Source organism: Bacteroides sp. MSK.18.37 (assembly GCF_019129155.2).
Lineage (GTDB): Bacteria > Bacteroidota > Bacteroidia > Bacteroidales > Bacteroidaceae > Bacteroides > Bacteroides ovatus.
Map to the genome: position 1 here is coordinate 4,694,735 of NZ_JAHOIB020000001.1, position 15,251 is coordinate 4,709,985.

Consider the following 15,251-nt stretch of genomic DNA (forward strand, 5'->3'; position numbering starts at 1 on the left):
CCTCGAAGCCAAACGGTGCAGAAGTTCAGTTACCACCTCGTTACTCCCGTAATGGGTGCGGATTTCTTGCTAAAATGTTCTGTTTCTGCGTTTTGCGTTGATTTACATAGCTGTCGGTAACTCACTAATAACTAATTTTGTCACCCAAAAAAGGAGTGAGTTATGCGTAGTACATTCAAGGTCTTATTTTACGTGAAAAAAGGCAGCGAGAAGCCCAACGGCAACCTGCCTTTGATGTGCCGTATCACGGTGGACGGCGAGATTAAACAGTTCAGTTGCAAGATGGACGTTCCCCCACGACTGTGGGACGTGAAGAACAGCCGTGCCTCGGGCAAGAGCGTCGAAGCACAGAGAATCAACCTTGCGGTAGATAAAATTCGGGTGGAGGTAAACCGTCGCTATCAAGAGCTGATGCAGACGGACGGTTATGTCACCGCCGCCAAGTTGAAAGATGCCTATCTCGGTATCGGTGTCAAGCAGGAAACCTTGCTGAAGTTGTTCGAGCAGCACAACGCCGAGTTTGCCAAAAAAGTCGGGCACAGCAGGGCACAAGGGACATTTACCCGTTATCGGACGGTCTGCAACCATATTCGGGAGTTTTTGCCCCATACCTACAAGCGTGAGGATATTCCGTTAAAGGAACTCAACCTCACGTTCATCAACGACTTCGAGTATTTTCTGCGCACGGAGAAGAAATGCCGCACCAATACCGTGTGGGGCTACATGATTGTGTTGAAGCACATCATTTCCATTGCGAGGAACGACGGGCGTTTGCCGTTCAATCCCTTTGCCGGATATATCAACTCTCCCGAAAGCGTGGATAGGGGCTACCTCACCCAAACGGAGATACAGACGCTCATGAACGCACCCATGAAGAACGCCACCCACGAGCTTGTACGGGACTTGTTCGTCTTTTCGGTATTCACGGGTTTGGCGTATTCGGACGTGAAGAACCTCACCACCGACCGCCTGCAAACATTCTTCGACGGCAATCTTTGGATAATCACCCGAAGAAAGAAGACCAACACCGAATCGAACATCCGCCTTTTGGACGTTCCCAAGCGTATCATCGAAAAGTACAAGGGACTGGCTCGGGACGGTCATGTTTTCCCCGTTCCGAGTAACGGCAGTTGCAACAAGATACTCAAAGATATAGGCAGACAATGCGGCTTCAAGGTGCGCTTGACCTACCATGTTGCAAGACACACGAACGCCACGACCGTGCTTTTATCCAACGGTGTACCCATTGAAACCGTCAGCAGGCTTCTCGGTCACACTAACATCAAAACCACGCAGATATACGCCAAAATCACCGCCCAGAAGATAAGCCAGGACATGGAAACCTTGTCGCACAAGTTGGAGGATATGGAGAAGAATATCTGCCGAGCCATCTAATTAAAAACGGAATACCGATGAAAGAAGAAAGGAACATTATCACGATGGACGGGCAGGGCAATATCTTTCTGCCGAGCGATATAGGTGCAACCGCCATGACCGAGCGGGAAATCTGCGAACTGTTCGGGGTTATCGCCCCGACGGTTCGGGCAGGGATAAAGGCACTCTGCAAAAGCGGAGTTTTGAGTATATATGACATAAAGCGCATTATCCGCATATCGGACAGATACAGCGCGGAGGTTTACAACCTCGAAACGATAGCCGCCCTCGCTTTCCGTGTCGAATCGTTCGGGGCGGCGAAAGTCCGCAAGGCATTGCTGGAAAGGATTATGCACGTGCGAAAAGAAAAAACGACGGTGTTCGTGTCGGTTGTTTCGGACGGCAAGCCCAACAGCCGTTGGAAAGCGTGATGATATACCAACATAGCAACATGCAAACGTACCAGCATGCCAACATGCCAACATGCAAACCTATCACTATGGTGATATATATTGCAGGGTCTATTTCTCTTTTCAGAAGAAAGCGGAGCAATCATTCCCGTTTACAAAGGCAAAGCAAGCACGGGGCTTTATGTCGGCTAAAAGATCAGGCGGCTGCGCCGTTTCCCGATAAATCTTCCTCTCGCTTCGCTGCGAGCGTATTTATCGGGAAAACCTTGTACCCGACCACCCCCTGCAAAAGAGCCTTTGAAAACGGAAACGACCGCCCCGCCACCGACCGGAAGGGAAAAATAAGGTGGGGTTATACGGGTAAGCAGGCGGCAGGGACAGCCACCGCCGAAAGGCAGACGGACGGCACGCCGCAGGGTATTTACGAAGAAAATACCGTAGCTTATTAGGGAATTTTCCGAGCCGCATTGCAAGCAACGCTGAAAATTCCCCAATAAGGCAAGGGGCAAGCCCCTCTGCACACCCCTCGGGGACGGCATTTGCCGCCCCCGTAGATACAAAAAATCATTGTTTCACAAGCCAAAAAAGAAAGGAAGAATATATGGGTTTCGTAGTTTTACACATGGAAAAGGCGCACGGCAGCGACAGCGGAACAACCGCACATATCGAGCGTTTCATCATACCGAAGAACGCAGACCCCACACGAACGCACCTGAACCGCAGGCTCATCGAATACCCCGACGGGGTGAAAGACCGTTCGGCGGCTGTTCAGAGAAGACTGGAAGAAGCGGTACTGACACGCAAAATCGGAAGCAACCAAGTACGGGCAATCCGCATCAACGTGTCGGGAACGCACGAGGACATGAAGCGGATAGAGGAAGAGGGGCGTTTGGACGAGTGGTGCGCCGACAATCTGAAATACTTCGCCGACACGTTCGGAAAGGAGAACATCGTGGCGGCTCACCTGCACAGGGACGAGCAAACGCCGCACATACACGTCACGCTCGTCCCCATCGTCAAGGGAGAGCGCAAGCGCAGGAAAAGGGAGGAGCAGACGAAGAAGCGATACCGCAAGAAGCCGACCGGCACCGTGAGGCTGTGCGCAGACGATATTATGACACGGCTGAAATTGAAATCCTACCAAGATACCTATGCCGAAGCGATGGCGAAATACGGGCTGCAAAGAGGCATAGACGGCTCGAAGGCTCGCCACAAGTCCACACAGCAGTATTATCGGGATATACAGAAACTCTCCGACGACCTCAAAGCGGAAGTGGTGGATTTGCAACAGCAGAAAGAAACGGCACGGGAAGAACTAAGACGGGCGAAAAAAGAAATACAGACCGAGAAGCTGAAAGGGGCGGCAACCGTCGCAGCCGCCAACATCGCCGAGAGCGTCGGTTCTCTTTTCGGCAGTAACAAGATCAAGACGCTGGAAAGGGAGAACACCGCCCTGCATAGGGAGGTAGCCGACCACGAGGAAACCATCGAAGCCCTGCAAGACAGAATACAGACCATGCAGGCAGACCACAGTCGGGAGATACGGGAAATGCAGCAAAAGCACGGCAGGGAGATAGCGGACAAGGAAACGAAGCACAAGGAGGAAATATCTTTCTTGAAAACGGTAATCGCAAAGGCGGCGGCATGGTTTCCCTATTTCCGTGAAATGCTCCGTATCGAAAACCTATGCCGCCTTGTCGGGTTCGATGAAAGGCAGACGGCAACGCTCGTCAAGGGAAAGCCGTTGGAGTATGCAGGGGAACTCTACTCGGAGGAACACGGACGGAAATTCACGACAGAAAAGGCTGGGTTTCAAGTGCTGAAAGACCCCACGGACGGGACGAGGTTGGTTCTTGCCATTGACCGAAAGCCCATTGCCGAGTGGTTTAAGGAACAGTTCGAGAAGTTAAGGCAGAACATACGGCAACCTATACAGCAGCAAAGGAAAAGCAGGGGTATGAAACTGTAAAGCTCCAATTTTATACAGCGAGCAAATAAATCTATTGCAACATAAGTGATTATCACAACTTTTCACTACCTTTGTGGTTGGATTAGGGAAACTCCGTCCAAGACATATTAGAAAAGAAAGAAGCGTTATGCTTATCTTGTTGTTGAAAACGTAGGAAATTTTCAAAATGAGCAAGGATGGCATAGTGGTTCTCACGCTATAGCGTGGGCTGCTATTACTACATCTGCTCATTAGGTTTTTCCTACGACCTTCAACAAAGACGTGGCATTGCAGTTCCACGCTTCGTGGTTTAATAATAAAAGGTCTTAAGGAGCTGGAAAGACAAACATAGTACTATGGACATGACATCTCTTTGGGGAAGACTTGCAAAATTGCAGAGTTTCTTTCAGGATGGTTTGAATGTGGATGAAAATTCACATTTGCCAGAAGCGGATTTACGCAAGATAAGTCTTGGCAATCTGTATGTATATCAACAACAAGGTGTATTGAACACATTCGAAACTGGCGTAACTCCCTCTGTTCGTAAAGTTATTTTAGGTGAATACTTTGGTATAACGGATAGGGATAGTGCCATCGAAACTTTGAATTGGTTGTCGCAAGCTCCCTCGCAAACAATGTTTCACTATGCTTATACGGCTTTTCTTCAAGGAGGGGGTAATATAAGCAGGAAGTGGCTTAATGAAAATGAAGAATTGAAAGAACACACCGATTTCCGAAATGACTGTTTGGAAAAGTTGGAAACGATGGAGGAAAAATATCCGGACATTGAACAAGCTGGAATTGTCGTATCCAAAGAAGAAATGGGCAAACTCGGAGTACTTGCGTGGGATGCAGGAAGATTAAACTTTATCAGCAGACTTTGCCTTGAGCAAGAGTACATTGTAAAAGAAGAATGTATGCAGTGTATCAATGCCGCTTACGAGATGACCAAAGAAGTTTATACCAATTGGAAAGACTATGCTTATAGTTATGTTCTTGGTCGTACTTTGTCGATGGGAACTACCAACATGATTGGATTGGCAGAAGATTTACTGACAGATACCAAAAGCCCTTGGACTTATATAAAATGGTGATACTTTATTAAAAAACATTTATTAACTCTACATTTTTTTTGAATTATGAAAACGTTTAATTATGCTCCAGCCTCTCCTATCAAGGATAACATTACAATGTTGGCTGTATCAGTCGGTATGGTTGTCGTGCCGCTCGTTTATCCATTCGGTATAAGAATAGGCAGTACCCGAATACTTGGCCCTACGAGTACTGCCATTGTTTTTATAATCGGAGGACTCGTTCTCTTGGTAATAACATTGAACAAGGTTCGTCTTGCCCGTGCTTTGGCGGCGAACGGAGGAAAAATCGTTGTCGATGCAGATAGTGTAACCTATCCTATAATAAAGAAAGGGGAGAAAACCGACAAAATATTTAAAATATCGGATATAAAACATCTTAAATATGACGATGAAGAAGGAGAATTGGAAATCTTCTTGACGGATGATACACAAATAACATTGCATGCAGGATTCTTTGAATCTTTCGAGCGATACGAGGAATTTTTCGCTTTGTTGAAGAAGTGAAGAGGCTAACAAGTTCGATTTATGCGGATAATGGCGTGTGGCTCAATCGCTTTTCGTGGTGATTGAGCCACGTGTTAGCCGCAACCTTGAAAAACAAAAAATACAATGAATAGAATATTGGCACTATACATCTTTTTACTATTGTGTGGCACGGTTTCCGCACAACAAATCGTAGAATGGAGCGATTTGCAGACTATAACAGATAACTCACGGCGCACGGTCTATTATAAAAAAGGCAGAAAACAGCCGTTACGGGGAAAATATCGCATTATACGAGGACTTGACGAGGAGTGTGTTAAATTTTCCGATGGCATGATAAACGGTGATTATCGCCGCTATCGTGATGGGGTGCTGCGTGAATCGGGTATATATGCCAAAGGCAAGCGTAACAGCACATTCACGGAGTATTACCAAGACGGCGTTACTCCCCGAAAGGAAACACCCATGCAGCAAGGCAAGATAGACGGAACTGTAAAGACCTATTTTCGTAACGGCAAAATAGAAGCCGAAAAGGAATATAAGCAGAGTGTGGAGAGCGGGCGGGAGCGCCGCTTTGACAGCAAGACAGGAGAGCAGATTTTTGAATCTCATTATATCGACGGGAAAAAAGATGGCGAGGAGTGGGAAATCTTCGAGGATGCGAGCACGCTTCGCAGCAGGATAATACGCCACTACCGTAACGGAAAACTTGACGGCTCTTATCGTGTGGAATCGACACGGGACGGCAAACCCTATATAACTATCGAGGGACAATACACTGACGGCGAGAAATCGGGGCAATGGATAGAACATAACTATGATAACAATACCCAAACCTGCACATGGCATGGTGAAGGTGGGGCTTAAACAGAGATGAAGATAGTTATCATAATACTACTTTTAACGCTTGCATCGGTCGTAAGCTGCGAGCCACCCATGCCGCCGACGGACGAGGAAATGATACGCCACTTCGCCACGCACGAGGCGGCATTCGACAAGATACGCAAAATCATGGCGGAGAGTTCGGAGGGAAGCTTTCACTATCCACCGCTCTCTCCCTGCGATATTCTCATCCTTGATTCGGCAGGACAAATATCCTACCAACCGAACCAAGTGCAGGACACGCCGGTACACGGGTTATCAAGATCTGACCGAATACAACTCGACTCCTTGTTGTCAGAGATTGGATGCGGTCTTGTCCTTGTTGACCGCAGGGAGCAGGAAACGGCAGATTCGGTATATGTGAGCTTATTTATGCTGTACTACTCCCACGGCATCGTGGATGCGGGAACATCCAAGAGTTTCGTTTACGATCTCGAATTGAGAAGCCGCCGTGACATCCGTATCACCGAACACGGCGACCTGAACAAAATTTACCGCAGGACATACAATGACACTACGCTATACAAGCCCGTCAAGGAAGGCTGGTATATAGAGTTAGACCATTCACGATAATTTTCTTTTTTCGCAAGTCGATTTTATAAAATTGTCACCGAAAGTTCGTACTTTCGGAAAAAGATGTTATATTTGCAAATGAAAGAGTTATTTGACAGCATAGCAATGTAAAACGCTGAAATTCGCACAGTTGCTAAATCGTTACCTCTATTTCTCAAATAATTCGCTAAAAGTTTATTTCTCAATCGGTTAAGTCAAACCGAGAAAAATCTAAAATAAAAACAGTTTTCGCTATTTTACTATTATATATCATAATAGTTCCACCATTATATGCCCAATCTATAAGTGTCCGTTCATTACCTGGCTATGTAAAAGCGATAAATCAATTCAACCAACTGAACCCTCAAGAAAAGGTGTATCTTCATTTTGACAATACCGGATATTATTTGGGTGATACTATTTGGTTTAAGGCTTATGTGGTATTTGCCGAGCAACTTCGTCCTACAACTTTAAGCAAAGTGTTACATGTAGAGCTGTTGACTCCACAAGGCATGGTAGTGGATGACCGCCAATTGAAGCTTGAAAATGGTGAATGTCATGGTGAATTTGCCTTGAGTTCCCGTTATCATAGTGGTTTCTATGAAGTTCGTGCTTACACTCGAAGTATGTTGAATTTTGGTGACGATTGTATTTTTTCTCGTGTATTTCCTGTTTATGATTCTCCGGAAATAGAAGGGCATTATACTGATCGGAAGATGGATAGTGGTTTTGGCTTGAAAGACGAACGTAAAAAAAACACAAAAGCTAAGAAAGTCAACCTTTCCTTTTATCCTGAAGGAGGAAATGCTGTGGTTGGGTTACGTTCGAGAATCGGTTTCAAAGCTACAGGAGAGAATGGAGAAGATTTGAATATAACAGGTGCGGTATATGATTCTTCCGGTGAACTGGTTTCATATTTCTCCACTTATCACCAAGGTATGGGATTTTTTGAAATGATTCCTGATAAGACTACATATAAAATTGTAGCCGATTATGATGGAAAGAAATATGACTTTGCTTTTTCAAACATTATTTCTTCAGGATATGTGATGCGTGTGACAGATTTGGATGCAGAGACTTATCAGGTACATCTGCAAAAATCTCCGGACTTGCCGGCTGATACTTTAGCCGTTTCTGTATCATGTCGTGGTACAGTTTATTCAGCAGAAGCTTTAATTTTGGGTGATAAACCTTATATTTATCAATTGGATAAAGGAAAACTTCCTGCCGGTTGCCTTCAATTTACTCTTTATAATCAGGATGGCAAAATTTTGGCAGACCGTTTGGCTTTTAATCGTGCTCCGTTAGAATATTGCCGTGTTACGGTGGAGGCGGATAAACCTTTCTATAAACCTTTAGAAAAGGTGAGACTATCACTTGCTGTGAAAGATTTGTCCGGTAATCCTGTATCAGGCAGTTTTTCATTGTCTGTGCGTGATGCCGGCACAGAAATTCATACTGGTTATCATGAGAATATCCTGACAGACTTGTTGCTCTCTTCTGAAATACGAGGTTACATCGCTCATCCGATGCAATATTTCGGGACGGACGACCGTAGTAATCGTATGAAGTTGGACTTGTTGATGATGGTACAGGGGTGGCGCCGTTACAATTGGCAGGTGATGGCGGGGGTATCTCCTTTTCATGTGGCACATTATGCTGAAGAGGGTTTACCAGTGAGTGGTGTAGTGAAATCTTTACTCAAGAATAAGGTGGAAGCGAATGTGGATGTTGTATTTTGGATTGTTAAGGATAGTGCTTCTTTCCATGGTCATTGCAAAACTGACAAAAAAGGGCGTTTCCATTTCCTGTTGCCGGATCATGCGGCAGTAGACGGTGAATGGCAGCTGGCTCTTTCTGTGACTTCGAAAGGCAAACCGAAACATTGCAGGATTATGCTCGACCGCCTTTTTAGTCCGGAAGCCCGCAGTTATTCTATTTCGGACTTTCAGGTGAAGGATACGGTTATTGTTTTTGCAGACACTTCAGATAGTCTGGCCAATAGTAATGTTTTAGGTATGATACAGAATCTTCCCCAAGTGGTGATAAAGAAAAAACAGATAAAGAATGAGATATTTCCGGATCTGGTTTGTGATGTGGAAAAGGATATTAGTAGGCTAATGGATCAAGGGAAGGATTATCCAGGAACATTGGGGGAATATATGGAAAGAAATATTTCTGCCGTAAACATGGTAGATACTGCGTATACGTATGCTAATAGTGCTATTTGTTATATTTTAGATGGTGGAGGTTCTGTTAATCCGCGAAAGGGCATCGGTGCTTCCGATCATCCGATAGAGAATATAAAAACAATAGAAGTGTATGATGGAAATCTTCGGGCTTGGATAGTGAGAAACATAGATAGTAATTATGGCTATTATCCTCCGAGTGATCCGACATCAGATTTTTATAGTATGAGACATTTACATGATGCTGTTTTTCAGGCTAACCAAAGGCTGGTATTATTCATCGTCCGTTTATATAACGATGTGTTGCATGACAAGTATAAGAAGGGAATGCGTTATACTTTTTTCAAAGCCTTTTCTCCTGTAAGAGAATTCTATCAGGTAAATCATAGTAATAGTGTTCCGGGAGATATCGATTTTCGTCGAACTTTGTATTGGAATCCTGATGTGAGGACTGATAATAATGGAAAAGTGAACGTTAGTTTTTATAATAATGCTACTTGTCGACAAATGACGATCAATGCAGAGGGGATAAATCGTGGGAAGTGTATTATTAAAGAATAAATTTATATGGAGATTTTACTTTTTCATAGTGTTACATTCTATGTTGCAGTGCAAAAGATGTATCTTTGTAACCAGCAATCAAAATAACCCCAACCACTATATGAAATATAAATTATTATGCCTTTTCGTTTTGTTTAGTTTTTCTATATCGGATTTGTATGCTGATATTGAACTTAGTTCCAAACAAATGAGAACCAGTGATGGGCTACCTAGTAATTCTGTACGATGCATGTTTCAGGACAGTAAAGGGTTCTTATGGTTGGGTACTTTAGACGGATTGACCTGTTATGATGGAAATACTTTTCTTACTTATCAGTTGGAAAGCGGGAAACACGATCGGATTTCTTTAGCAGATAACAGAATAAAACATGTGGCAGAGGATAAGAATGGTTTTTTGTGGATAAAGACTGTGCCGGAATTATTCAGCTGTTATGATCTACAGAAAGCTTGTTTTGTAGATTTTACCGGTACCGGAAGTGATGGAGAGAACTATTCAGAAATATTTATGTCCGCTAATGGAGATGTGTGGCTTTGGCATAGAAGGAATGGTGTACGTCAAATTGTTTGTGAGGACGATCGGACTATGACCTCTGTGAAGTTTAGAACGAAATTTGGAAACCTGCCCGATGACCGGATTAAATTTATAAATGAAGATTCTAGTGGCAGGATCTGGATTGGTACCATGCAGGGACTTGCGTTTGTTTATAAAGGGAAAGTTGAATTTATCGATAGGAAATTGAATTTTTCTTCTTCTTTCCCTCATGGAGAGGATATGTATTTTCTGACAAAGAGTGGAGATGTGTATCGCTGTGTAAATGGATCGAAAAAAATAGACTGTTTAACGTCGCTGTCTGCTATTGCCGGTAATACATCTGTCAGTACACATTCATTGATAAAAGATAAATGGGTTATATTTACTTCTAGCGAAGGGGTATATGAATTTGATTTTCAGAATTTTCAAATAACTCCTTGCCGGGAATTGAAAATAAATAATGGAAAAGTTATTCATGACAATTATGGAGATTGTTGGGCTTACAATAACACTGGACGAATTTATTATATAAACTCGAAGAGCGGAGAAATAAAGAATTTTCAACTGATCCCTGAAGAGAAGATGAAATATATAGATTATGAACGCTATCATGTGGTGCGTGATGACCGGGGGATTGTGTGGATTTCAACTTATGGAAACGGACTTTTCACCTACGATATTCAGGAGGACCGGTTGGAACACTTTGTTTCGGAAGGAAAGAATGCGGGACCTATAGGGTCAGATTTCTTGTTATGTTTGATGAAAGACAGGACAGGAGGAATATGGGTAAGCTCCGAATATTCCGGTTTGTCTCATATTTCCATTTCAAATAAAGGTATTACACATGTCTATCCAGAATCACCGGATGTTTTTGACCGTTCGAATACAATCCGGTTACTAACTAAAATGTCGAATGGAGATATATGGGTAGGAACGCGAAGAGGTGGATTGTATAATTATGATTCTCATCTGAAAACTAAGATAGATAATCATTATTTGCCCTATAATATTTATGCGATTTCAGAAGATAGTCAGGAGAATATATGGATAGGAACCCGGGGAGACGGACTAAAAATAGGAGATACGTGGTATAAAACGGATCCGTCTAATCCTTTTGCCTTATCTCATTCTAATATTTATTCCATTCTTCGCGATAAGAAAGATCGTATGTGGGTGGGAACATTTGGAGGAGGACTGGATCTGGCAGAATCAACGGAAAAAGGACAATATAAGTTCCGTCGTTTTTTTCAAGGAAAGAAGTATGGCTTACGGATAGTCAGAGTAATGGCAGAAGATGAGAAAGGGATGATATGGATGGGCACAAGTGAAGGTATCTGCATTTTCCACCCTGACTCATTGATTGCTAATGAAGATAACTATCATTTGTTCAGCTACACCGATGGCAATTTTTGCAGCAATGAGATTCGTTGCCTGTTTCGTGATAGCAAAGGGCGCATGTGGGTAGGAACTTCGGGTGCCGGGCTGAATCTATGCGAACTGTCAGACGACTGTCAGTCTTTGAAATATACACATTATGGAATAGCGGAAGGACTGGTTAATAATATGGTGCAATCTATTTTAGAAGATCATTCGGGACAATTATGGATTGCTACGGAATATGGAATTTCAAGGTTCAATCCCAACAGCCATTCTTTCGAGAATTATTTCTTCTCATCTTATACATTAGGAAATGTGTATAGCGAGAACAGTGCGTGTATGGGTGCAGACGGTAAACTGATTTTTGGAACAAACTACGGATTGACGATTATTGACCCGAAGAAGATTCCAACAGAGAGATTGCTTTCTCCTATTGTTATCACAGGATTGTCCGTTAATGGAATTCAGGTGAAGCCTAATATGCCGGGTTCTCCTTTGCAAGAATCTTTAGCCTATTCGGATAAGATTACATTGAAATATTTCCAGAATTCTTTTATGCTTGATTTTTCTACTCTCGATTATTCGGATAATGGTCAAATCAAGTATATGTATTGGCTGGAAAACTATGACAAGGGATGGAATGTTCCGTCTTCTTTAAGTTTTGCCACTTATAAATATCTGGAGCCGGGGAGTTACATTTTCCATGTGAAATATTGTGATGGTGCCGGTATTTGGAATGATACTGAAACAACCTTGAAGATTGTTATCGTGCCTCCGTTTTGGAAAACGAATTGGGCTATGCTCGGATATTTCATCCTGATATTAATAGCTTTGTACTTTACATATCGTATCATTTTTAATTTCAATAGGTTGCGCAACCGCATCAATGTTGAAAAACAACTGACAGAGTATAAACTGGTATTTTTCACAAATATCTCTCATGAATTCCGTACTCCGCTTACATTGATCCAAGGAGCATTGGAGAAAATGTACCGGATGGATGATATTCCACAAGCCTTATTGCATCCGTTGAAAGTCATGGATAAAAGTACACAACGTATGTTGAGGCTGATTAATCAGTTGCTGGAGTTCAGAAAAATGCAGAACAACAAGTTGGCTCTTTCTCTGCAGGAAACTGATGTAGTTGCTTTCCTGTACGAAATATATTTAAGTTTCAGTGACGTAGCAGAACAGAAGAATATGGATTTCCGCTTTTTGCCGTCTGTGCCATCCTATAAAATGTTTATTGATAAAGGTAATTTGGATAAGGTGGTGTATAACTTACTTTCAAATGCTTTTAAGTATACTCCTTCGGGTGGGACAATTCTGTTTTCTGTGAATGTGGATGAGGTGAAGAAGTGTTTATACATTCAGGTAGCGGATACCGGAGTAGGTATTCCTAAAGAAAAGCAGGGAGAATTGTTTAAACGTTTCATGCAAAGTAGTTTCTCCGGAGATAGCATTGGAGTAGGGTTGCATTTGAGCCATGAATTGGTGCAGGTGCATAAGGGAACGATTGAATATAAAGATAATGAAGGGGGAGGTTCCGTATTTACGGTATGTATTCCGACTGATAAAACTGTTTATTCGGAAAAAGACTTCCTGGTTCCCGGCAATCTCCTGTTGGAAGAAGCGAATATGCAGACTCACCATTTGCAGGAGCTTTCAGAGGAATGTCAGGAACATGAAAAGACAGTCACCACATCAAGAAAACATAAAATATTAGTCATCGAAGACGATAATGATATTCGTGGGTTCCTGCAGGAGGAGCTTAGTGCTTATTTTGAAGTAGAAGTGGCTGCGGATGGAATATCCGGATTTGAAAAGGCATGCAACTATGACGCAGACTTGATTATCTGCGATGTATTGATGCCTGGGATGACCGGTTTCGAAGTGACAAAGAAACTGAAAACTGAATTTGCGACAAGTCATATTCCTATTATTCTGCTGACTGCCTTGACTTCACCGGATAAGCACCTGGAAGGACTTGAAGCGGGAGCGGATGTTTATGTTACAAAGCCATTTAGTTTTAAGCTTTTGCTTGCGCAGGTGTTCCGGCTGATAGAGCAATGCGAAAAGTTACGGAAGAAGTTTTCCAGTGAACCGGGGGTAGTGCGTCCTGCTTTATGTAACACGGACCGGGATAAGGAGTTTGCAGATCAGTTGGTGGCTGTGGTGGAAAAGATTTATTCTCAATACAACATTTCTATTGATGAATTTGCGCAGATGATGGGGATGGGACGAACTGTGTTTTATAAAAAATTACGCGGAGTGACAGGATACTCACCGAATGAGTATTTGCGTGTCGTACGAATGAAGAAGGCTGCCGAACTGTTTTTGACCGAAAGGGATCTGACTGTTGCGGAAGTTTCTTATAAAGTGGGTATTAACGATCCTCTTTATTTCAGTAAATGTTTTAAAGCGCAGTTTGGAGTATCTCCTTCGGCTTACCAGAAAGGGGAGAGAAGTAAAACGTAGTATATACTTACCTTGAATCCGGTTTGTGAAGGATAGACCGGATTCAAGATAAGTATGTTTATCAGTTACATATTGAGGTCTAATTTATAGATTTCACTTCCGGCAAGAAGGAAACATCCTGTTCCGAAATCCTCAAAATCAGGAACTTTGTCGTATGTGACAGGTTGACTGTCTTTCGGTTCTTTGCCGGTTCCCTGTACATAACCAAGAAAACCATTCGGGTGAACTGCATCCTTCACCATAGCATTCCATGCTTTTATGATTACAGGCAGATAGGTCTTTTTATCCAATAGACCGTTGCGTACGCCCCAAGCCATACCATATACGAAAAGAGCTGTGCCGGAAGTCTCTTTGCCTCCGAAGTTTGACGGATCGTGGAGGCTGACATTCCAAAAGCCATCTTCACGCTGGCATTGTTTCAGTGCTTTGCTCATAGCCATAAAATCATTGATGTAATCTTGGCGATGTTTTTCATCAGATGGAATTTCGTTCATTACCCGCACCAAAGCTGCGTATACCCATCCGTTACCACGGCTCCAATAACAGTTTTCGCCATTAGGCTCTTTGTATGGAGGATCGAAATTATGGTCTCTCCACCACAAACCTTCTTTGACATTGAACATTCCGTTCTCTCCGTGTTTATTACGGGTATATTCGTACATATCCCACATTTTGTCGAAGTACTTCTGTTCGCCTGTAAGTTTCCCCATTTTGGCAAATATAGGCATCCCCATCTGGATAGCATCTATCCACCACCAGTCGTTTATTTGTGGAGTATTGACCAGCATATCCATATTGGCTTTCGTTTTCCGTATTTTTTCAGGATCGGGGCAAATGTTGTATAAATCGAGATAGATTTGGCTGGCGCAGTAATTATCTGCATTACGGGTGGTTGTCCCACGGTGGAAGCCCCATTGGTGGTAATCCGCCCATTCTTTGGCATAGAGATAATATTCGTCTGCGGGATAGATGGAGTAGAGTGCCATTAAGCCTTCGTAATATACGCTTCGTGTCCAGATATTACTGGGGCGAACTACTTTTTTCACAAAGGAAGGAGTGCGATAGTTGGCATATTTCTTCATGAAATAGTCGTTCACATGAAGAGTTACTTTCAGAATTTCTTTTTTATCGGGAACTGTCTGTGCTTTTATGTTCCCGTAACTCAATATTACTCCTGCAAAAAATAGTATAAGATGCTTTTTCATTTTATAATAAATTAGATTACTATTGTTCTTAGATTTAGGCACACAAAGGTGAGCCTTTCTTTACCTGTTGCAAAGAAAATGCATTGTAAGGAAAGTGATATTGAAATTTGTACGGAAAATATGTAATATTAGACTTTATTCTTTATTCATATTAGTCATGGATAAG

General features: G+C 42.9%; 11 protein-coding genes. 10 read left to right on the plus strand and 1 reads right to left on the minus strand.

The genetic code is table 11. The features are described from left to right. Positions 1-162 precede the first annotated feature (162 nt). The 10 genes from KSX81_RS17845 to KSX81_RS17890 all read left to right on the plus strand — a co-directional run bounded on the left by KSX81_RS17845 (position 163) and on the right by KSX81_RS17890 (position 13,880). A complete protein-coding gene (locus KSX81_RS17845) occupies positions 163-1,395 on the plus strand; it encodes a site-specific integrase (protein ID WP_195310924.1) in 1,233 nt (410 codons plus the stop codon). 17 nt (positions 1,396-1,412) lie between these two features. Continuing rightward, positions 1,413-1,805 (plus strand): hypothetical protein, encoded by a 393-nt coding sequence (locus KSX81_RS17850; protein ID WP_217725699.1) that lies wholly within the window; start codon positions 1,413-1,415, stop codon positions 1,803-1,805. Between the two features lie 20 nt (positions 1,806-1,825). After that, a complete protein-coding gene (locus KSX81_RS17855) occupies positions 1,826-2,233 on the plus strand; it encodes a hypothetical protein (protein ID WP_254884188.1) in 408 nt (135 codons plus the stop codon). A 152-nt stretch (positions 2,234-2,385) separates the two neighbouring features. Beyond that, positions 2,386-3,753: a MobV family relaxase gene (gene mobV, locus KSX81_RS17860; protein WP_217725700.1), complete on the plus strand. Its 1,368-nt coding sequence runs from the start codon at positions 2,386-2,388 to the stop codon at positions 3,751-3,753. A gap of 335 nt (positions 3,754-4,088) precedes the next feature. Further along, a complete protein-coding gene (locus KSX81_RS17865; protein WP_008144975.1) occupies positions 4,089-4,826 on the plus strand; it encodes a DUF1266 domain-containing protein in 738 nt (245 codons plus the stop codon). Positions 4,827-4,871: 45 nt separating this feature from the next. Next, positions 4,872-5,330 (plus strand): hypothetical protein, encoded by a 459-nt coding sequence (locus KSX81_RS17870; protein ID WP_008765525.1) that lies wholly within the window; start codon positions 4,872-4,874, stop codon positions 5,328-5,330. Between the two features lie 105 nt (positions 5,331-5,435). Then, positions 5,436-6,176 carry a toxin-antitoxin system YwqK family antitoxin gene (locus KSX81_RS17875; RefSeq protein WP_008144979.1) on the plus strand — a complete coding sequence of 247 codons (741 nt, stop codon included), beginning with the start codon at positions 5,436-5,438 and terminating at the stop codon, positions 6,174-6,176. A gap of 6 nt (positions 6,177-6,182) precedes the next feature. Next, positions 6,183-6,764 (plus strand): DUF4948 family protein, encoded by a 582-nt coding sequence (locus KSX81_RS17880; RefSeq protein ID WP_008144980.1) that lies wholly within the window; start codon positions 6,183-6,185, stop codon positions 6,762-6,764. Positions 6,765-7,150: 386 nt separating this feature from the next. Continuing rightward, positions 7,151-9,493 (plus strand): hypothetical protein, encoded by a 2,343-nt coding sequence (locus KSX81_RS17885; protein WP_254884189.1) that lies wholly within the window; start codon positions 7,151-7,153, stop codon positions 9,491-9,493. Between the two features lie 100 nt (positions 9,494-9,593). Then, positions 9,594-13,880, plus strand: a complete 4,287-nt coding sequence (locus tag KSX81_RS17890) for a two-component regulator propeller domain-containing protein (RefSeq protein WP_195643076.1) — start codon at positions 9,594-9,596, stop codon at positions 13,878-13,880. 65 nt (positions 13,881-13,945) lie between these two features. Here the strand turns inward: KSX81_RS17890 and KSX81_RS17895 are convergent, their stop codons facing one another. After that, positions 13,946-15,085, minus strand: a complete 1,140-nt coding sequence (locus KSX81_RS17895) for a glycoside hydrolase family 88 protein (RefSeq protein ID WP_004301669.1) — start codon at positions 15,083-15,085, stop codon at positions 13,946-13,948. Between the last annotated feature and the right edge of the window lie 166 nt (positions 15,086-15,251).

Excerpts from the sequence above, each read along its gene's own strand:
- KSX81_RS17845 (WP_195310924.1), top strand. The coding sequence starts at position 163 with ATGCGTAGTACATTCAAGGTCTTATTTTACGTGAAAAAAGGCAGCGAG.
- KSX81_RS17850 (WP_217725699.1), top strand. The coding sequence starts at position 1,413 with ATGAAAGAAGAAAGGAACATTATCACGATGGACGGGCAGGGCAATATC.
- KSX81_RS17855 (WP_254884188.1), top strand. The coding sequence starts at position 1,826 with ATGCAAACGTACCAGCATGCCAACATGCCAACATGCAAACCTATCACT.
- mobV (WP_217725700.1), top strand. The coding sequence starts at position 2,386 with ATGGGTTTCGTAGTTTTACACATGGAAAAGGCGCACGGCAGCGACAGC.
- KSX81_RS17865 (WP_008144975.1), top strand. The coding sequence starts at position 4,089 with ATGGACATGACATCTCTTTGGGGAAGACTTGCAAAATTGCAGAGTTTC.
- KSX81_RS17870 (WP_008765525.1), top strand. The coding sequence starts at position 4,872 with ATGAAAACGTTTAATTATGCTCCAGCCTCTCCTATCAAGGATAACATT.
- KSX81_RS17875 (WP_008144979.1), top strand. The coding sequence starts at position 5,436 with ATGAATAGAATATTGGCACTATACATCTTTTTACTATTGTGTGGCACG.
- KSX81_RS17880 (WP_008144980.1), top strand. The coding sequence starts at position 6,183 with ATGAAGATAGTTATCATAATACTACTTTTAACGCTTGCATCGGTCGTA.
- KSX81_RS17890 (WP_195643076.1), top strand. The coding sequence starts at position 9,594 with ATGAAATATAAATTATTATGCCTTTTCGTTTTGTTTAGTTTTTCTATA.
- KSX81_RS17895 (WP_004301669.1), bottom strand. The coding sequence starts at position 15,085 with ATGAAAAAGCATCTTATACTATTTTTTGCAGGAGTAATATTGAGTTAC.